The 17,989-nt window shown below is 59.4% G+C and carries 21 protein-coding genes; 9 read left to right on the top strand and 12 right to left on the bottom strand.

Going from position 1 to position 17,989, the window contains the following annotated elements; genetic code table 11:
- Positions 1-23: 23 nt before the first annotated feature.
- The 7 genes from FHT76_RS06120 to FHT76_RS06090 all read right to left on the bottom strand — a co-directional run bounded on the left by FHT76_RS06120 (position 24) and on the right by FHT76_RS06090 (position 5,135).
- Entirely contained in the window at positions 24-1,130 is a 1,107-nt protein-coding gene (locus FHT76_RS06120; protein WP_259184888.1) for an aKG-HExxH-type peptide beta-hydroxylase, read from the bottom strand.
- 21 nt (positions 1,131-1,151) lie between these two features.
- The gene (locus tag FHT76_RS06115; protein WP_259184887.1) at positions 1,152-1,274 is read right to left on the bottom strand and encodes a hypothetical protein; all 123 of its coding nucleotides are present in this window, start codon (positions 1,272-1,274) and stop codon (positions 1,152-1,154) included.
- Between the two features lie 139 nt (positions 1,275-1,413).
- Positions 1,414-2,439, bottom strand: coding sequence for a hypothetical protein (locus FHT76_RS06110; protein WP_259184886.1), 1,026 nt, complete (start codon positions 2,437-2,439; stop codon positions 1,414-1,416).
- A 72-nt stretch (positions 2,440-2,511) separates the two neighbouring features.
- Positions 2,512-3,210 (bottom strand): M15 family metallopeptidase, encoded by a 699-nt coding sequence (locus tag FHT76_RS06105; RefSeq protein ID WP_259184885.1) that lies wholly within the window; start codon positions 3,208-3,210, stop codon positions 2,512-2,514.
- Between the two features lies 1 nt (position 3,211).
- A complete protein-coding gene (locus FHT76_RS06100) occupies positions 3,212-3,823 on the bottom strand; it encodes an SH3 domain-containing protein (RefSeq protein WP_259184884.1) in 612 nt (203 codons plus the stop codon).
- Between the two features lie 94 nt (positions 3,824-3,917).
- Positions 3,918-4,625 (bottom strand): hypothetical protein, encoded by a 708-nt coding sequence (locus tag FHT76_RS06095; protein WP_259184883.1) that lies wholly within the window; start codon positions 4,623-4,625, stop codon positions 3,918-3,920.
- Between the two features lie 99 nt (positions 4,626-4,724).
- Positions 4,725-5,135, bottom strand: a complete 411-nt coding sequence (locus tag FHT76_RS06090; protein ID WP_259184882.1) for a hypothetical protein — start codon at positions 5,133-5,135, stop codon at positions 4,725-4,727.
- A 117-nt stretch (positions 5,136-5,252) separates the two neighbouring features.
- On the opposite strand from FHT76_RS06090, the gene FHT76_RS06085 reads away from it, so the two are divergent.
- The 3 genes from FHT76_RS06085 (at position 5,253) to FHT76_RS06075 (ending at position 7,018) form a co-directional block, all read left to right on the top strand.
- Positions 5,253-5,447, top strand: coding sequence for a hypothetical protein (locus tag FHT76_RS06085; protein WP_259184881.1), 195 nt, complete (start codon positions 5,253-5,255; stop codon positions 5,445-5,447).
- 131 nt (positions 5,448-5,578) lie between these two features.
- Positions 5,579-6,562: a hypothetical protein gene (locus FHT76_RS06080; RefSeq protein ID WP_259184880.1), complete on the top strand. Its 984-nt coding sequence runs from the start codon at positions 5,579-5,581 to the stop codon at positions 6,560-6,562.
- A 99-nt stretch (positions 6,563-6,661) separates the two neighbouring features.
- Entirely contained in the window at positions 6,662-7,018 is a 357-nt protein-coding gene (locus FHT76_RS06075; RefSeq protein WP_259184879.1) for a hypothetical protein, read from the top strand.
- On the opposite strand, the gene FHT76_RS06070 is transcribed toward FHT76_RS06075, so the two are convergent.
- From FHT76_RS06070 to FHT76_RS06050, 5 genes are read right to left on the bottom strand one after another with little or no spacing between them, the layout of a single operon-like run.
- Positions 7,019-8,173, bottom strand: a complete 1,155-nt coding sequence (locus tag FHT76_RS06070; RefSeq protein ID WP_259184878.1) for a hypothetical protein — start codon at positions 8,171-8,173, stop codon at positions 7,019-7,021.
- On the bottom strand, positions 8,170-9,312 hold the full coding sequence (locus FHT76_RS06065; protein WP_259184877.1) for a hypothetical protein: 1,143 nt from the start codon (positions 9,310-9,312) through the stop codon (positions 8,170-8,172). Before FHT76_RS06065 ends, FHT76_RS06070 begins: the two co-directional genes overlap by 4 nt.
- Positions 9,309-10,430, bottom strand: coding sequence for a hypothetical protein (locus tag FHT76_RS06060; protein WP_259184876.1), 1,122 nt, complete (start codon positions 10,428-10,430; stop codon positions 9,309-9,311). The genes FHT76_RS06065 and FHT76_RS06060 overlap by 4 nt, the downstream gene beginning before the upstream one ends.
- Positions 10,427-11,485 carry a hypothetical protein gene (locus tag FHT76_RS06055; RefSeq protein ID WP_259184874.1) on the bottom strand — a complete coding sequence of 353 codons (1,059 nt, stop codon included), beginning with the start codon at positions 11,483-11,485 and terminating at the stop codon, positions 10,427-10,429. Before FHT76_RS06055 ends, FHT76_RS06060 begins: the two co-directional genes overlap by 4 nt.
- A gap of 2 nt (positions 11,486-11,487) precedes the next feature.
- The gene (locus tag FHT76_RS06050; protein WP_259184872.1) at positions 11,488-12,021 is read right to left on the bottom strand and encodes a hypothetical protein; all 534 of its coding nucleotides are present in this window, start codon (positions 12,019-12,021) and stop codon (positions 11,488-11,490) included.
- A 121-nt stretch (positions 12,022-12,142) separates the two neighbouring features.
- Here FHT76_RS06050 and FHT76_RS06045 point away from each other — a divergent pair, with 121 nt between their 5' ends.
- From FHT76_RS06045 to FHT76_RS06020, 6 genes are all read left to right on the top strand, one after another.
- Complete coding sequence (locus FHT76_RS06045) at positions 12,143-13,339, top strand: hypothetical protein (RefSeq protein WP_259184871.1); 1,197 nt, start codon at positions 12,143-12,145, stop codon at positions 13,337-13,339.
- On the top strand, positions 13,336-14,538 hold the full coding sequence (locus tag FHT76_RS06040) for a hypothetical protein (protein ID WP_259184869.1): 1,203 nt from the start codon (positions 13,336-13,338) through the stop codon (positions 14,536-14,538). The genes FHT76_RS06045 and FHT76_RS06040 overlap by 4 nt, the downstream gene beginning before the upstream one ends.
- A 63-nt stretch (positions 14,539-14,601) precedes the next feature.
- The gene (locus tag FHT76_RS06035; RefSeq protein ID WP_259184868.1) at positions 14,602-15,051 is read left to right on the top strand and encodes a hypothetical protein; all 450 of its coding nucleotides are present in this window, start codon (positions 14,602-14,604) and stop codon (positions 15,049-15,051) included.
- Positions 15,052-15,056: 5 nt separating this feature from the next.
- Complete coding sequence (locus tag FHT76_RS06030) at positions 15,057-15,680, top strand: GIY-YIG nuclease family protein (RefSeq protein ID WP_259184866.1); 624 nt, start codon at positions 15,057-15,059, stop codon at positions 15,678-15,680.
- 44 nt (positions 15,681-15,724) lie between these two features.
- Positions 15,725-17,416 (top strand): pentapeptide repeat-containing protein, encoded by a 1,692-nt coding sequence (locus FHT76_RS06025; RefSeq protein ID WP_259184864.1) that lies wholly within the window; start codon positions 15,725-15,727, stop codon positions 17,414-17,416.
- A gap of 176 nt (positions 17,417-17,592) precedes the next feature.
- Entirely contained in the window at positions 17,593-17,988 is a 396-nt protein-coding gene (locus FHT76_RS06020; RefSeq protein ID WP_259184862.1) for a hypothetical protein, read from the top strand.
- The last annotated feature ends 1 nt before the right edge of the window (position 17,989 follow it).

Here is a 17,989-nt window from a genome sequence, read left to right as displayed (position 1 = left end):
GTAGCGTTAGACAAACGGCAGAACTAGGAAGTAGTGTCTGGGAGAAAGCAGACCGAACATGCCAGCCAATCCGACACAGACGTCAAGAAGCGGCATGTTCGGTCGTTGCCCCTACTCGGCGGCGGAAAGCTCACGGACGGAAGCAGAACGGAGAACAGGAGCGATGTAGTCCAGAAGTATTTCCCTGCCGTCGACGTGATGAAGGGCAGTTCAGACATCGGCCCGACGGTTTTGAGCGCTCTTGCGGTCAGGCCGTCGACATATTCCCTCTTGCCAGGGCCAAGGTGGCCAGACCTCTCAAGGGTTTCGTAGAACTGCTTGATCCTGGCCACAACGAACAGCGCATGAAAAACGCCGAAAGCCGGCCGCAGGTCCTTGCGGATCGGCGCTTCGAACATCGGCTTGAGTGCCAGCTCGTCGTTGTCGAACAGCTTGTCCTCGAAAGCAACGCATTCCAGGACCTGATGAGATGCCTCGTGAATCAACTCTTCGGCCCAGTCGATCTCGGTCCAGGACCGTTCCGGACAGAAATAAACCATTCCGTAGTGGTAGGTGCTGGACGACCCCCTGAACGACGCGTCGCGCGTCAGAGAGATGTATCGGACGAAATTGACGATATCGTTGTAGTGACCGGGGCATGTCTGCTTGACGACTTCCAGGCCGCGCGCGATTTGGTCGGCGTAGTATGCGAAATCTGGGTCGGTATCCAGGAGGAGGGTCGCCGAAAGGCAGTCCTCACGCCTCGATCCTTTGCCCTTGATCCGCAATCCGCGCAACACGAGGTCGGTATTGGGTTCCGTCTTTACCAGTCTAATCGGAGTCCCAGAGATTTCGGCACAGCGCTGATCGAAATCGGCGATGGCTCCGATCGTGCGTTCCCGGATGCTGGCTGCGATCTCATGTTTGAAGTCGTCTGAATTTACTTCGCACAGGTATGCCAGAACGAAAGGGTGGGTGTATGCGTCGACCCATGCATCGAGGTCGAGGTTGTCGAATTCGGCGGCCAACTCGGCAATCCTTGCCGAAGAGGTGTCTTGCTTCAGGAGGGCGGCGCACGAGGACGCCATATCCGCTCGCCAAGCGAGCGGATCGACAAAGCCCCCGTCTTCGAAACTTCCGAACGGGTCCATCTATGAAATCTCCTGGGTAGATCAGGAACTCATGATGGGGAGGCCAGTGCAGCTTTTACGCTTGATGGCCGTGTTCTTGACGTTGACTTCCTTGACTTCCTTGCGCTTCGCGAAGGTTTCAAGGGCGCTCTTTGTCTTCTTCATCCAAATTCCCTCCAGGTTGGTATCCGAATCAAACGGAAACTTGGTTTGGTTTCCGCGCTCGCAAGTTGTAAAGTATAAGTATGATCTATGCCAGCCGAGTTGAAGTAACATTTTTGGTGTAATTCGGATGTCGTAGACTCTACCAGGGGGCTGGACCAGACGAAGCTTGCTGCGGCGACAGCGTGATCGATATGCCTTCCAATGCCTCTATCGCACGCCGGATCGGTGACGCCGAACTGCCCATGTAGGCCCACTCCCGATCACCGCGCAGCAGGTGATCCAATTTGTCTTCCGGGGTTTTGTTGTGGAAATAGAACTCCAGATAAGCGTGATTCCTGTAGTTGGCCTGGAATTCCTGGATCAGGTAGTCTGCTTCCAGCTCGAGGTCGTAATCCGTCGACATGCTGTCGAGAAGGTGAACCAAGGGCCATTCTACGTCTCCGCCTGCTCCAACGGCCGAAAATGGATCGGTGGAGCCACAGCGTCGTATCACCTCCTCGCGCATCGATAGCGGAAGCGGAGTGATGCGTGTCTTATCGAGAGGTCGTCTTTCGCCGTTCCAAACGGTATCAACGACTGGAATGTGCCTTATCCGGCCGGAGGAAACCTCGACAGGGACAAGCTTGAAGCAAGGCTGCTCGCAACGGACATAAAGGACATCGTCAACCGATATGAATTCCAGGCCTTTGGCCCTTGGGATGGCATACCACCTGCCGCTTTCGTCGATGTCGTCAAAGCGGTCGCGCGGTTCGGCCGTAACGAGTTCGATTTTGCGCTGTTTTGTCTCCACGACAAATCCAAGGCTGCCGTTGAAGCGGCCTGTATGGGCGCTGGCGGCAAATTCGGAGGCCGAAATCGGAACAACGGGAGCGTCGATGTAACGCTGTTCGGAGAGAACCCGTAGCCAATGACGGCCGTCAAAAAACCGCGTGTGTTGCTGTCTCTCGGTGTCGAACGCCCACATGTGGCTCTGTTCCCACGGCGTGATCCTGCTGTCTTTGACCACCGGAACCTTCCAGCTCACGGCGACGGGCGCATCCTCAGGGGAGACATCGGTGATGGAGGCCTCCACCGCTTCCGCGAAAAGATAGGTCCGCGCCTGCTGGCGGCCGTGCAGGCGACCCGAGATTCTGTAGGTAACCGGGAAAAGGATGGTGCGGGTCATTTGGCTTGTTCCTGATCGATGTCCAACGCTACTGGCAGGCGGTGCCACCGACAAATTTCCAGGCGCTCCGATCTACCGAACGTCCTTGTAGAAGTGCTGATAATCTTTCATCGACGACCAGTCGCCGCCCCATTTCCATCCGCGCTTGGCAAAAGCCCTCGTGACCCCATCGTCAGCGACGATCAAACCGGGCATGCGGTTCGATCGCTCGCTCTCCCCGTCGAAACGGGTTCCAGCCGGAGGTCGGACGGTGCCGCGCCAGATGAACGGGTTCAGGATGGGATTGACGTCCACCGCCAGACCTCTTGAGTGCATGGAGAAGGCCGAGCTTTCGGGAACGACGCGACAATTGAATGCGCTGGTGTTATTGGCCGCCATCGAGGCATCGTCATCTCCGCCGAAGTCCTCGATCAGCCTGATACTGTTGATCGGGTACTTCTGCCTGTGGAGGTCTTCGAAAATCGCCACCACCTCATTCGCGACATCGCGATGGACGACCATCCGGCCAGATTTTTCCTTCGCGTCGAAGCCGATATACGGGATTGTCAACAACACTAGCTCGGAGCGAGCGGGACACTTGCAGCGCCCGCGGCGGCAACCAGGTAAATCGGCATGCCAGGAAACTCCCTGCATCGACTTCCATAGATCGTCTGGTATCGGTGACACTTGCGAGGGACGCAGGACGTCGTCGGCGTGCAAAACTGGGGGCAGAGACACGAGTGTGGTGACGATGACCGCCATGATCGGCTTGAGCATTCGAGCGGGCGTCACGTCAGCACCGGAGAAATTTTCTGAAAACCCACCCTTCGGCATCGCCGTAGACCTTCGCCCACGGTCGGCCACGGCTATCGCGGTCGATACGCGAGATCACGACGGAAGCCCCATCGTTCAGTGTGGTCAGTATGTTGCCGTTCGGCCCGTCTCGCACGTTCGTCGGCGTGTCCGTGGGGTCGGCGACGATACACCTGGTCACGGTCGGCTTTGGGGGCTGCACTGGCGGAAGTCTCGCGACCGATGGGGCCGGTGGCTGTGCTGGCGTCTGCGCGGCCGGCATGTTGACCGGGTTCCTAAACCCGGTGATCAACACCCGGCTACCAGCGACCATTTTGGTTTTGGATTGCCTCGCGGATGTCACGCTCGCGAAGATGCGGCACATGTTCTCGCTTACCGAATGGTCGAACCCCACGCAGCCGGAACGGGACGAGCAGATGCTGCGGCACTCCTCGGCCGACTTTGGAAGCTGGGCTGCGACCACGCCTGAAAGCTCGGCGTCGGGATAGAGATACAGGCCGCTTTGGCTCGAGACGTCCTCTGCGACCGCGGTGCCGATAGATAGGACTAAAACCGCGAGGCCCGTGGCCATCGCGCCGCGGAAGATTTTCAATATACCTTCGACCACGTTCACACCTTCGAGACACGGCAATCGCCGGGATAATGCAGATTGTTCCCCGACGATGTCAAACGGAGCGATTTCCGGTTTACGCTTCGAGGAGATCGCGGAAAGACACCAGTTTTTTCGAAGCGGCGGCCCGCAGTCCGATAACGCGCCCGTTTGCGGTCTTCACAGCCTTGGTATCCATCGTGACGTGGTCCAAATGATACAGAGCCGTTTCGATTCCTTTGCCGCGCTTTACCCCGACCACAGCGTTTCTCTTCGATCCTGTGGCGACGACGAAGCCCTCGGCAGCCCTATACGCGGCCACCTGGATGTTCAGAAGCTTTCCGTCGAGTATGGCGTGTAGGTCGACGCCGTCCGCCAAAGCGCGGGTGTCGCCTTCCCTGCGATAGGCGGTGACACCGCCTTCCATCTCGATAAGGCTTGCGATGAGCTTCACCGCCGAAGGGAGTTCAGCCGCATGATCCCCTTCTGGTCCGCGACAATCGGCGCGTGGAACGCTCGATAGCGGACTAGGGCCACGGCCGGTGAGCATCCAGTAGGCGTCGACCCCGAGGATTTGGCAAAGGCAATTGACTGCATCTCGACGTGGCATCGAAGACCCGTTCAACCAACGCCTGACCGTCTCCAGGGAGGCGGTCAGGCCTCTCGCAGCCAGCTTCTCGGCAAACCATCTGAGACGGCCTTCGTTGGGAAGAGGAACCTGCGGGTTGGAATCGGCGGCGGAGAGAAGACGTTTGGCGAAGGCGGCGTTCGGGGCGCATTCGTAAGTCTTGAACGGGGTGGCCATGTCGCGTCTCCTGTTTGAATGGGCGAGAACATAGGCATACCGAAAATCAGTTCGCAAGCGCCGTCAGAAGCCTGGGACGCATCGGGACGTATAAGAGCGTTAGAAAGGCTTGGGACCGGTAGGGGCGGCTGTCTCAGGAGCGATTTTCGGCTTTGGTCCGAAGGCTTCAAGCATGTTTACCACGATGTCCTTGAACGTCCTGCCGTGTATGTTGCCGTATCCATATGACCCGTTCGGGTTGACGCGGATGTCCTTTCGCTGCTGATTGCCGATCAGGATGTAGATTTCGTCGTACTTCACATGGAGATCGGCGCTCGACATGGGCCGGCCCTGTGTCAGCGAGCGGATGTGCGCGCGCATAAGGTCATTGCCGCCCGCGCGACGTTGGCCGGAGTGCACGTAAAGCTCAAACGGGACCCCGTCGTCCGTCTCGCCAGAATACGTTCCGCGCATCCGTTCATGGGTGTTGGGAAGCGTGTCGATGGTGATTGGTTGTCCGCGGTGGCGCATGGTCGGGTCCTTTTGCAGTCGAGAGACAATGCGGGAGTTGGGCGCGAGGATCAAGCCTGGCATTTGCGTCGGGGTTCGCCGGCGACGACAATCGGCCGATGGAGAGGAAGGCTAGTCATGGAAACCGAACACAAAGCGAGCGGTGGCGACATCCAGCCGATAGAAGATGAGTTCACGATATCGCAACTCAGTTGGTTGCGCCCGAGCGGATGGGGCAACTTCATCCCTATCGAAGAACTGACAGACGACGAACTAGCCGAGAGTGCGGCTAGCCTTCGGAAGCCGAAAGAGCGGTCCGAGCCTATGACATGACCTACGCTTGTCCTGGCGCTGACGGAAACGAAGTCATTAATTGTGTTCATGATGCCTTGCGGACGGACAAAATCTGAAGACATCATGTTGCCATTGGCCGTAATTCCGGCCGGTTTCACTATGGATCGAACATGGCAACAATCGCTGATCTCGCGACCCTGTCCACGACGGGCGTGCAATGCGCGGAGCTGACGACACTTCAGGTCGCCGCCGGCTTCGTGACCTGGCTTAACGTGCTGAAGGTATTCGCGCTCGTTCTTGGCGCGACCTGCTTCATGTTCCTCTTCGGCCGCTTCGCGAAGTACTTCATCGCTCTCTTCACGATCGTACCCGCCGCCGCCTACGAAGTCCTCGGCTTCGCACTGGCTGTCGGCCTGCTCGGCGGCGCGCATTTCGCCGATCCGTCGCTCACCACCTGGATGATCGTCCCCGGCGGTCTCCTCTTCGGCGGCATGATCCTCCTGTCGGCGAAACTTCGCGAAATCGAAGGCAGCAAGACCAACTTCATGCTGACCCTGACGGCCGTTTGGGGCGCTGCCGCCGTCTTCTACGGCAATGAAGTCGCGGGCTTCGGTACCGTCATGGCGTTCATGGGATTCATGGGCTTCAGCGTTTTCGTGACACCGCTCGCCTACTGCATCGGCTTCGACGACGATAAAGCGATCAACCGCGCTGGCGGCGCTGGCCTTTTCATCTGCGGCATCCTCGTTCTCGAGCGCTGGTTCACGCCGGGCGTGGCACAGCTCGACGTGTTCCGCACGGGCATGCAGTGGCTTGGTCCTTTCGTCTTCGCGCTGTCACTGCTCGTGGGGTCGAACCGGTGGCTCATCGACGTCAAGAAGCAGAGCTATATCGGCATGCAGGTGATGACGGCCGCGGCCCTCTTCGCGATGTTGTCGGCAGGATCGGTCCTTCAGATCGACGCCATGCTGAACGTCGGAACGGCCTTCCTGATCCTTTTCATCATCGAAAAGCCGATGGAAGTCCGTCACAGCAGCCTGACGCACCTCGCGTTCACCGGGCTGGTGATGTCCCTCATCGTCGGCTACGGGGTCTACTTCGCCCAGACCAATCCGCAGATCGCCGCGGAATGGCTGCCGATCCTCGCACGGTAAAAACGCTGGGGATTACGGCGGGCCGATTCGGCCCGCCGTCGAAAAACTCGGGCGATTCCGGTAGAATCAGTGCTTCGCGTGTTTATTGGAATTCATGCAATGGCAGTCAGGCTTTCCGAAAAAGACATGGTGGCTCTCGAGCGGATGTTCGTTGATGCCAAAGGCAGGGGCTTCAAGCCAGCCAGTATGAGAGCGGCGCTGATAGCGCGCGCCTTGAAGGCCGGATGGCTACGCAAGGCGGACGGTGATTTCTTCTATCACCGCGAGCGGGCAAGCCACCTGATTTTCACCGACAACGGCAAGATCAACCTTCTAAAGCGGATGGCCGAGCGCCATTCGATGGATATGGACGACGCCCATCACCTCGTCCGTACAGGCAACTTCCACATGGCGGAGACCGCCGTCAGAAGCCCGCGCAAGGGCGAGCCTGACGGCGGTGTGCAGACGGGCTTCTGATCAGCCGAACTTTCGCGGCTTTGGCGCGACGGACGCCGAGATCGGGCGGTTCTCCCACATGCCTCGTGCGTAGTCGATGTCCTCGTCCGAGACGTAGACCTCGTGGTCCACCTTTGGAATGCAAGGAACGCAGGCGACCATCGCCTCGAACTTTTCTTCCAGTTCCGCCGGAACACCGTCAACCAGCGGATCAACGGATTGGACGAGGTCGCGGAGGTCGGCGTAGGCGTTGAGGGTCGTTTTGTTCGCCTTCGAAAACGTCTCGCGCTTGCCGAGCCAGATTTCCACGTTGGCGACGAGTTTGCACGCGATCCGGTGATATTCCATCTCCTCCAGCGGGAAGCGGATTTCGCCTTCGTCCACGACCTCGATCAGGCTAAGGTTCGGAGCTGGGCGGCCGACGGACTGTCGAACGTCATCCACGCGATTGGCGGGAAAGAAGCGGGCATGAGCGTCGACATACGAGCTCGGCCTGCTGCTGCCGGTCCAAAGCGCCGAATCCCAAGCCCGGACATCGACGTGTCGCTCGCTCGGCTTGTGAAGGTAGAGCGGTTCCCCGCAACCGGTGTGGACGCGCCCGTCCACGAACAGGACATCCGAGAGCCCATCACGGAAACGGCGCTTGGCTTCTTCGATCTGCTCGAGTCCTTCATCCGTGTGCTTCACGGCATGGGCGTCTTTGAGAAAGGCTTTCGTTTTTTGAATGCCGTCGAGAAAGTGGAGCCGATTCTTCCGCGCGTGTTCGTAGAGGTGGTCGGGCCACACCATTCGCGCGCTTCGCGTTTGAACGGCCGTCAGCATCTCCTCTCTAAAAACACTCGACCGTCCAGGTCGGAAGAACGGATCGGTCTGCATCCTCTTCACGAGTTCCTTCGCGTCGAGAACGACGTCCTGATAGAACGAGTCACCATGGATCAGGATATTCTGTCGCCCGGACGCTGGATCGCCATACCGCTCAAAGAACCCGGCATTGCTGCCTTCTGTCGCTTTAGGGATAGTGAACGCCACCGAGGTATCAGAGCTGCCAACGGATTTGAACGAAACGTCGCAGTCGACGATTGACAGGCACATCTTCTTGAAGCGGCTTCCCGGTGGAACGCCCTCGGCAAGCACCAGAAGCGGGACCGTTGCGGTGAAATGGCTAACCTTGGTCATAGCGAATTTCTCGTGGTCACGGCGATCTCGTCGCCGATGTCGATGTTCCTGTTTTCCAGGACTTCAACGAGCTCGTCTGCGAAACGAAGCAGGTTGTGCTGGTTGTTGTGCGGGTTCGACAGGTCCTTCTGGATTCGGAGGGCCGCTTCCTCGTAGCGGGCGAGGCCGGTCGCCGTCTTGAGTTCCAGAAGACCCTCATCGAGGTCGACGAAACAGCGCAGGGTCGACCGCGCCGTTTGTCCGATCTCAACACGCAGGAAACCGTCCACGAGCCGCGAATGGAGCTGGTGGATTCGACCGCGAAGATGAGCCGCCTCGTCGAACGCCATGATGTGCGTTATGACAGGCCTCGCGTTCTTGTTGCGCGCGTCTGCGGCAGGGGCATTGTACCGGAATTTGTTGAATTCGGCGGCATGGGACAAAGCCACGTCGATTTCGTTGAGACCGAAGGCTTTTCTTCCGTTCCAGTCGATCCTGCGATGGTGCTGTTCGTGCTCGTGGTCGGTCGTCACGCGAACCAAGGCGACATGGTAGCTTTCCCCGGCCGTTGTGCGATTCGCGTTGACCGTACCCTTCATGATCCAGAGCCTTGGCTCAAGGCACTTCCGGTAAAGACGGTCACCGACGACGATCAACGGCGAGGCCTTCTTGATCAGCTGGCGAAGTTTGTAGTCCCTGTTCGATTTTTTGATGTCGTCGAACATGTAATGGCCGTCGTTGCGACATGCCTCGACTTGCTTCTTCGCCTTGGAATCGAAGCCATAAGGACCCAAAACGGGACACTCGCCATGCGTCTCGATGCGGCGGATGAGATCATCGAACTTCAGGGGTCCATAAGCTCCGAAGGGCGCAGCCCAACGGTTCTCGGCCTCGTTAAGAGCCACCCAATGGCTGTTCTCGAAGTGGACGGTGTGAGCGGAGCCGTCGACACTATGAGACCCCCACTCGGCCGCCGCATATTGGTCGATGCGTAGAAAATCGGGGAGCCGGTCATCCCAGGAAACCGCCACAGGGGCATCTTCCGGCGAGACGACACGCAGGTCCATTTCGGCAATTTCCCATACGTCGTATGTGCCGTTGCGTTGGCGGCCTTCGCGCCTGCCCTCGACTTCGTATTTGAACGGAACGTTGACGATCATGGATTGGGACCTCTCGAAACCTGCGGCATGAAGAGAGGACGCTCGTCTAGCGATGCCATGACCTTCTCCGTATGCCTATCCATCCATGTTCCATTCCAGGCTGCGTGTAACAAGGGGACGAGGTCTTCGACGCGCCCGAACGCATCGACATCGCCCTTGTCGTGGTCGGCGATGGCGGCTTTCAATTGGGCGTGGAGACGAGCGCATTCGAGATTGTGGTCGAGGCGCTCGGTCCGTTCGCATTCCTCGACGAAAAGACGCATGTCGTTGAGCGCCTGGAACGATCGGTAATCCAGATGCGTCAGGAGGTCGGGTCTGAAAATGCTCGGCCGGCGAACCTCGTTGAAGGCGACCCCGGTGGTCTTGTCCACGCCGAAAGACGCTTCGAACCCGGCCTCGGGCGCGGCAGCCATGGCCTCGTCGAAATCCGACAGCGGGAACAGGCGGTGCGGCGTATGCTCCGTCCGCCACTGGATTTCCTTGGGATCGGTGATGACGCGGATGAGAAGGGAGCACTTCGCTTCCTTGTCGAGAACCGCGCAGTCCGAAAGCTCGAGCATCGGCTCGGCGCAGCGGATGTAGACCGTGTCGTCGACGATGAGGACGTTGTTCGGGATGCCGCGCTGAAGCTTGGAAACGATCGACTGATAGGTCTTGTGTTCTTCGCTCCAGCTTTGGAGCAGGTCGATGTAATCCTCGAGGTTCTGTACCACAGGCTTTCCCTTGCCGACGGTGGGCAGCGGAGCGGACGACAGAAGAAGATTGTGTGTCGGACGCTCGAACATCTCGGCGAACGTCCCCGCATCGTAGACACGGGAGGCCGGTTCTCCTTCGACGACGTCGACATGCATCGCCTGTCGCCAGAAAGCGCCGTCATAGTGGCGGACGTTCTGCTGGCCGTCGGCGGGATAGGTTCCCCAGTCCTTGCGGCTCGTCCTGAGCGAAAGCCGTTCGTCGAAGGCAGCGTCCCAGGCGGCGACCAGTGGAGCGTCTTCCGACGTCACGTCCCTCAGGCGCAGGTTGAATTCCTGCCAGAACACATGGCGGCGGACGCCGGGGTTCTGAGCGCCGACGCGCCTGCCGTTGATGGCGACGGGAATGGTGGCACCGATGATCATGGGCGCGGCGGTCCTGAAGAAGCCGGGGCGAACGGCACTTCTAGTCGACGGGAGGCAATGGAGTCCGCGAGTTGCGTCAGCGACTCGTGGTCTTCGTATGAATGTCCCCAAGCTTCGACGCACTGTCTGAGCGCCATTTCGAGCTGCTCGAGGCGTTCCTCGCCATGGGGAAGCGCCACCGCTCGGCGGACCGCGACGTAGGATTCGAGCTGGTCGAGTGTCGGGTTCCCGAGACGAAGCTCCTTGACGGACTGCACGAAGTTCATGACCTTGGTGTCGGCGGCCTCGTGAAGGAGCGCGTCCTCGTTGACGCTGTCCCACAGATGGATTTCCGGGCGGCGCGTGGCGTCGATCGCGGTGACCGCGGGCAGCGAGAACAGGTGCTTGGCCGTCATCGCCTCGTCGAAGGCGGAAACCGGATAGACGTCGTCAGGGGTGCGGGCGAATGCGCGGATGATCTGCGGCTGGCTTGTGACGATCCTGATGAACTTGGGAATCCTCGAGCCGGATTCTGTTTGACAAGGCACTATCGTCGGCTCGGCACATCTGACATAGACTTCGTCGCCGACGATTAGAAGCCGCTCGAGTCCTTCCCTCGCTGCCCTGATCACGGAACCGCGCTGTGTGCTGATGAGGGTGCCGAACCGATCTTCCGGTTCACCGACCGGGGGCTTTTTCGGGATGGCCGGAGAATGGCCGTAGTGATTTCCGAGAAACGAGTGATAAGGGTTCTGGGACGAAGCGAGACCGCATAGTTTCTCGACGTTCACCGCCGGACTTCCCCCTGGCGATCCATCCAGTTCGCCGTCGAGAAGCGGCCTCCAGTGCGAACCTGCGTGCCAGCGCGTATGGGCATCCGCACCTGTTTGATAGGCTCCCCAGAAAGCGGCCTGCGAGGGGTCAGGCGTGTCGTTCCAGCTGATTGCGACCGGTGCGTCCGCTTCGCTCGCTTCCGCTACCTCGAGGTCGACGATCTCGTGGACGCGGGTCTTCTGCCGCCGTCCGCCTGCGGTGATATGTTCGAGCCCGTATTCGATGAGGACCGGGATTTCCATGATCAAGGCCTCGGGATGACGGGATTCGCGTGGGCAGCGTACTCGGCCTCGTACTTTCGGCGGTCGGCTTTGACCAACTCGATCGCGGATGCTTCGACGGTCATGTTGTTAAGGATCGTGACGCCCGGGTGCTGCGAGCGGATGCGTTCGAACAGAGCTTCGTCTGGGAGCCTGCCGTTATAGCCACTTGTATAGACCTCGTTGCCGTCGATGAACGTCGCCTTCGTCTTGATCATCCGCTTGATGATCGCGGCCGCCTCGTGCAAGGAAAGCAGCGTGTTGACCGCCGTGTCGAACATCTCGAGCTCGGAATCGACCAGGAACACGTCGGCGGCCATCTCCGCCTCGACCCTCGCGATGTCGACATTGTTGTATGGCGGGTAGGGATGAACGCGGTGGCATCCTCCTCGGCCGTCGTTCGATACAAACGCGAATTTCTTGCCATCGACGTAAAGGTCAAGCGAGAAGTTGGTCGTCTCTTCGGACATCCGATCGTTCACCGACACCTTCTTGATTTCGTACTTTCCATACTTCACGACGGCTCTCCTATTATGTTCCCGGTAGCTAAAGCCGGTCAGCCGCATGTGTCAAAGCCGGAGGATGGTTTGATGCGGCGAAAGAGGTCATGTTGCAAAGATGACAGCGGCAGGAAGCACCATGAAAATCACCATCCCCGTCCCGGTTACCTTCACGACCGACGCCCCGAGATACGGGACGAGAACGGCGTTGACCTTCGTGCCGACGGATTTCGACATCGCGGAGGCGACGCAAGACGATGCACCCGTTGCCGCCACCCGCTTCCGACAGCTAGACACGATGCACAGTTCATACCGCGTTCATGAAGGAAGTTTGTACGGCACGCTCCTTCGGAACGACGGCCACCGTTTCGCTGCCGATATCGAATACGAGATCACCAGGCACGTCGCCAAGCGGACAATTGGCGAAATGGCGGACCTGCGGATCGACGATCTCCACCCCAAGGACGCGAAGGAACTGATGGCGCGCGTCGGTTCGAGCAGCCTCAATCCCAGGGATGACTATGAGGACTATCGGCGCATCGTGGACGAGCGGATGAAGAGCAGTCGGATGGCCGCACTCGCTGTCCAGAGCCCCGACTTCGAAGCCAGGCGCGAGCAGGCGGTCGCGTTCGCGTCTGACGAGGCTTCCAGGCTGTTGATGGTAGACGGCGTGCGTTACACGAAAAACCGCGGCATCGCGATCGCGGTGAACACCGACTACAACAGGCAGGTCAAGGTTTCGGAAACAGAAATGTGGAACGGGTGGATGTGGACGCAGAGGCCCGAGGACGCCAACTGGACGACGGAGGACATGAGGACCCACTACTTTGCCTACGGCGACCGCGACGAGGCGCTCGCCTTCGCGCAGGAGATCGGTTCGAAGCTAGGCCGCAGGGTGCATGTAGACAGCGACAGCGACATTGCTGCCTTCATCCCTGCCGAGGCATTTCCAAAGCAGAACATGCGATGGGCGGAGTTGGTTCGGTCGGCGACTATGGTGGCGCATTACACAGGCGTCGAGGTGGCAAGACGCATCCGAAATCAGGAAAGCTCCATCTTCACAGACGACCGCTCGCTGCGCTACGCCTTCGACAAGCTGATGGAGGCGCTGGACGATACCGACGCCTTCGGAGAGCCGCATGATCGGTTGGAGGTCTCCGCCCGCGCCCTGCTCGACCTCGTTAGGAAGGACGCCCGAGCGATAAACGACAAATACCGCAATCTCGTCGAGAAACGGGAGGCTGTCTTTGACCATCTCGATGTCTCCCTTGCGAGATGGGACGACAGGCCGCTTGAAATCGAGGTCTCCTACAGGCAACCGGGGATGATCCGATGAAAATCATCGTACCCGTGATCTTCCACGCACCAGTGACCGTTTCGAGCGGACCGAGGTCGATCCTTACTTTTGTCGAAGTGGCGATACCGTTCAGGCGGCTATCGGAAGAGGATGCACCGTTGGCGATCTCGCGGACTGTCAACCACGATGTCGTGCGAAACTTCCGCGTTTACGACGGGACGCTGTACGCGGCAACCACCAGATTGAGTGAGTTTCGATCCGAGAGTGACCAAATTCTGGAGTCCGTCTCCTCGATAGAGCGGAACTTGGCAAGGGAAGCGGCGGCGGAACTTCAAAAAGTGGGTCTCGCCAAAGTGTTCCCACGAGACGCCATCGACATGCTACAGCGCGCATCAAGAATCAATGGCTACCCGGAGCGAGTGCAAGATCGACGGGTAGCTTACAGGAAGGCCGCGACAGAGAAGTCAGAGAACACCAGAATGAGAAACCTAGTCTCCGCGAGTTCGGATTTCGACGCTATGTGCTCTGCTTGGATAGACAAGGCGCAAGAATTCGCCAGCGATCACATCCTTGTGGGTGGCACGGTTTTCGATAGTTCGACGGGTTTGATCATCCGTGTCGAGCGCGACGACGATCACGTCGAGGTTGGGGAGTGGGACCTCCACAGGCATGAGTGGACAGCACCTCTCGGAAAGCTGGACTTTCCGATAATCCGCCCCAGAACGCATTATTTCGCCGCCGAGGCATGGGTCGAGGCCATGGAATTCGCTCAGGACATCGCCGAGAAGGCGGGTGTCTCTGTCGAGATGAGGAATCCTGCCGAATATCTGCTCCCGCACGACAGGCTGCCGGGGGTAGACATGCGCTATCCGGAACTTGTAAGGGCCGCGAAAAATGTCGCGTTCGCGGTTGGCACCGAAATCACGAGACGACTGAAGAACCAGGAGCTAGCCGTCTTCGACGACGACTCGACCATTCGGTACGCCTTCGACCGCCTCCACGATGTCATCCGCACGGTTGATCCGTTTGGCGCGCCCGATAGCAGAGTGGAAACGGCGCTCGTCGAGCTGCTCGAGGCCCTGCGCGACGATCCCGCCAAAACCAAAGCCGTCTATCGAAACATGCTGGACCACCACTCGGAGATTCTCGACCACGCCGACACCGTATTGCGGCTCTGGGACGAGCGGCCGATGGATATCGATATCACCAAAGCGCAGGCACCGGGGATGCGCCAATAGGTGAACGCCTTGTCACATGCCGAATGCGACGCTTACATCGATAGAACGAACGGAGTGACTGAAATGGCCGAGACCTACGACTGGACGAGAAGCTGCACGGGAAGCCGAGAAGACAAGAACCTGTTCCACAAGGTCGCCAAGAACCGCCTCAAGGCGCTGGCAAAGGACCTGGGCCTGGCCGCCGGAAGCTTCGAAATCCGCTCCAACATGGGTGGCAATGCCGTGAGCGGAGAAATCAGCCTGCAGCATGAGGACTTCCGCATCGAGGCGTCGTCGCCAGGTCCCCGTCAGGAGCGCGGCCTGATGATGCATACCTGCGCCAACAGACAGAACGAATCCCGCTTTGCCGGCCAGAACCATTTCGCTCCCTTGACGTGGCTGGACGAAAAGGACCGGCCCAAGCTCAAGAAGCTGGTCACTCAGGTCATGGAACAGAAGCTCGGCTTCAATGCCGACCTCAATCCCGATCCAGGCTACAACCCGCACCTGTCCACGCCGCGCTTTTCGAAGTAACCACCGTGAGACCTGCAAACGGACAAGCTGGCTTCGTCTACCTCCTCAGCAATCCATCCATGCCGGGCATGGTGAAAATCGGCAGGACGTCGCGCGATCCCGTGCGACGCGCCAGCGAGTTGACGGCGGCAAGCGGCGTTCCGACGCCATTCACGATCGAAGGCTATGTCAGGTCGCCGGACGCGGCCCGCACCGAAGCCGCCGTCCACCGCCTGATCGGCGAAAACAGGGTGAATTCCCGACGGGAATTCTTCAGGATCGAGCCTGCAAGGGCGCTGTCCATCATCCGCCGGGTCGCCATCAACGAGCGCCTTGTCCTGCGCAAACCCAAGAGAAAGCGCGGATCGTTGCTGTCGATTGCCCATCTTTTCGCGGTCTTCGTCTATTTCAACGTCGCCCTTGTGATCGGGGGCTTCGACCACTCCATCCTCTGGAAAACCGCCGCCGCCAACGCGTGCATGGCGCTCCTCGTTCCGTCGAAGCTCTGGAACAGGTTGATGGCGTCGTTCCACCGCCGTCCTATGGCGAGCCACGTCGCCGTTTCCACTACGGTCTTCCTGCTCGTCGGTCTCGCACAACATGTCGTCGCCCCGTTTGCCGCGCACATCGCGGGAACTGCCGGCCTGTAGACTTGCGTGGCGTTGGGGCACAATCGGGTCATGGAGAAAAAATCATGACACCGAGAAAAGCAGCCAATCTGAAGCAGATTTTCGATATCGACGGAAAACTGCTTTACGAAGGCCGGGCATCGTCGATCAAGGCACTCGTCGAGCAATGCGCGAAGGCCGGGAAAAGCCTCAAGAGGGCGAACCTCAAGCACCTGGACCTCATGCACCTCAACCTGTCGCGAGCCGATTTTTCAGGCGCGTGCCTCGACGGCGCGAAGCTGCGCGGCAGCAGGTTGGAACACACGATCTTCACGGGAGCTTCCATGCGCGGCGTGGCCGCTTCGGGCACGGACGCGATTTCGGCCGTGTTCGCGGACGTGGACTTTTCGCCATATGAGGTGCAGAGGGCATATGACGACGGCCGGGTGAACACGGACGGCTCGCCGCAGTATCGCACCGTCACCATGACCTCCGATTTCGTCGGCGCTCAGATGACCTGCGCGCGTTTCGACGGCGCTAAAATCCACGAAGTGGATTTCAAGGACGCCGCCATTTCTTCGAGCAGCTATGTCGGCGCGAACATCCGTAAAAGCAGCTTCAAGGACACCTATCTGCACAACGCCGATTGGGCGGACGCCAAGATCGTCGGCAACTCCTTCGACGGCGCGAACATGACACCGCGCATGAACGTCGATGCGGAACATCTGCCGGACCGGACACGCAACGCGACCATCGTCGGGAATTCCTATACGGGAACCGAGTTCGGCAGCTGCAACCGCGGCTTCGTGCGCGACGCCTTCGCCGTCGGAAAGATCAGGCTCGCGACGCTGGGTCTGGTGACGAGCGGGCTGTTCGTCGCCACCGCCGCCATCCCGTTCGACCTCGAAAGCACGATGAACGCGACGCTCGGCAAGACCGCGACGTTCATCCTGGCGGCATCCGCGCTCACCTGGATCAAGACTCCCGTCGAGGACTGGTTCAAAGAAAAAGCCATCGACATCATCGCGGGGACATCCGTGAAGGTCCGATCCACGATCTCGGAAATGTGGAAGCGCGGCAAATCGATCGGCAGCCTCGCCGTCGCCCTGATGAGCCGCGGACACGCCGACCATGTCGAGCTGATCCTCAAGAAGCGGCATGGGGGCTTCTTCGAGCGGTTCTCCGCCGCCGCCAAGGGAGAGTACGACGTGGTCGTCTGCGACCGGGAACACCTCGCCGAGGCGCTCTCGCGTATCTCGGAAATGATGAACGGCCGCACGGGCCACAAGCACTCGGTGATCCTCGTCCGCATGGGCGACGGAGGAACCGACGTCCCGCGCGCTCTGGTCGTCAACGGCGACGGCGGTCTTGAGGCGTTGTGGGACGAGAACGGCGACGGCGTCATCGTCCACAAGGCGTGGGACGACGCCAAAATCCCGCTGGGCGAACCGGGACTGGTCGGTCCGCAGCGGTTCCTCGGGCCATTCAACACCCACATCTCCGTGGTCAACAAGTTCATGACGGCGATCCTCGCCGAGCATGGGCTTGCCGACTTCAAGGTCAGGCACGAAACGCACCTCATCCGCCAGGGCCTCGACGGATCGATCGTCGTCACCAGGCAGAAGGACGGACGGCTGGACAACCTCGGCGCGCCGACGGTGATCGCGCCCGACAACACGAAGCTCTATTTCAGGAACTCGGTCGCCAACGACGCGAGCGGACAACGCATCCGCAGGGAAGAGCCGCAACCCGCAGGCGCTCCGTTCGCTCCTCGGTGAATGCGCGCGGGCCGAAGTCGCAAATTAAAGAGTTGACGACCTCGGCTACCGATTTCCAAGTCCAGCATTATGTCGTCAACATTTGACTTCCGAAGTCTTGTGTTCTATATCTGACCCACATTGAAATCTTGTGCGGAGCGGCTCCGGAAACTCTCGGAGACGCAAGGATGTTAGTGATGACAATAGCCCCAGAGCCGAAGATCGCACCGAGCCGGAAAAACAAGACGCAACTCGCGGCGCATCTCGAGCCAAGTATAGTCGAACGAATGAAGATTTTCGCGAGGAAACGGCAACTCTCCATCACGGAAGTCATTGCCATGTCGGTCAACGAAGCGGTCTCCGTCCATGGCGTGGGTCCTTTGCTCCAGGTGTCGCGCGAGCGTCTCGTCCACCGGGTAAGATCGCCGTCCCAAGTCAGGACGGATGGACCGGAATGCAGGGCCGGGACAAAGCGCGTAGCGGCTTTTTTCAACAAGGCCGAAGTCGAGCGCTTGCGGGCTTTCTCCAAGGAAAAGGCAATTCCGCAAGAGCATTTGATAGCCGACGGCCTGGCGCGTTTGTTGGCTGCCTGAC

The sequence above is a fragment of the Rhizobium sp. BK176 genome (genome assembly GCF_024808055.1).
Note: the sequence above shows the minus strand (reverse complement) of the source record. Positions and strands in the feature narration are given on the sequence as shown.

Coding starts and splice junctions, on each gene's coding strand:
- FHT76_RS06035 (WP_259184868.1), top strand. CDS start 14,602: ATGGCCGAGACCTACGACTGGACGAGAAGCTGCACGGGAAGCCGAGAA.
- FHT76_RS06095 (WP_259184883.1), bottom strand. CDS start 4,625: ATGGCCACCCCGTTCAAGACTTACGAATGCGCCCCGAACGCCGCCTTC.
- FHT76_RS06110 (WP_259184886.1), bottom strand. CDS start 2,439: ATGACCCGCACCATCCTTTTCCCGGTTACCTACAGAATCTCGGGTCGC.
- FHT76_RS06020 (WP_259184862.1), top strand. CDS start 17,593: ATGACAATAGCCCCAGAGCCGAAGATCGCACCGAGCCGGAAAAACAAG.
- FHT76_RS06090 (WP_259184882.1), bottom strand. CDS start 5,135: ATGCGCCACCGCGGACAACCAATCACCATCGACACGCTTCCCAACACC.
- FHT76_RS06070 (WP_259184878.1), bottom strand. CDS start 8,173: ATGACCAAGGTTAGCCATTTCACCGCAACGGTCCCGCTTCTGGTGCTT.
- FHT76_RS06120 (WP_259184888.1), bottom strand. CDS start 1,130: ATGGACCCGTTCGGAAGTTTCGAAGACGGGGGCTTTGTCGATCCGCTC.
- FHT76_RS06065 (WP_259184877.1), bottom strand. CDS start 9,312: ATGATCGTCAACGTTCCGTTCAAATACGAAGTCGAGGGCAGGCGCGAA.
- FHT76_RS06045 (WP_259184871.1), top strand. CDS start 12,143: ATGAAAATCACCATCCCCGTCCCGGTTACCTTCACGACCGACGCCCCG.
- FHT76_RS06040 (WP_259184869.1), top strand. CDS start 13,336: ATGAAAATCATCGTACCCGTGATCTTCCACGCACCAGTGACCGTTTCG.
- FHT76_RS06060 (WP_259184876.1), bottom strand. CDS start 10,430: ATGATCATCGGTGCCACCATTCCCGTCGCCATCAACGGCAGGCGCGTC.
- FHT76_RS06080 (WP_259184880.1), top strand. CDS start 5,579: ATGGCAACAATCGCTGATCTCGCGACCCTGTCCACGACGGGCGTGCAA.
- FHT76_RS06055 (WP_259184874.1), bottom strand. CDS start 11,485: ATGGAAATCCCGGTCCTCATCGAATACGGGCTCGAACATATCACCGCA.
- FHT76_RS06025 (WP_259184864.1), top strand. CDS start 15,725: ATGACACCGAGAAAAGCAGCCAATCTGAAGCAGATTTTCGATATCGAC.
- FHT76_RS06075 (WP_259184879.1), top strand. CDS start 6,662: ATGGCAGTCAGGCTTTCCGAAAAAGACATGGTGGCTCTCGAGCGGATG.
- FHT76_RS06085 (WP_259184881.1), top strand. CDS start 5,253: ATGGAAACCGAACACAAAGCGAGCGGTGGCGACATCCAGCCGATAGAA.
- FHT76_RS06115 (WP_259184887.1), bottom strand. CDS start 1,274: ATGAAGAAGACAAAGAGCGCCCTTGAAACCTTCGCGAAGCGCAAGGAA.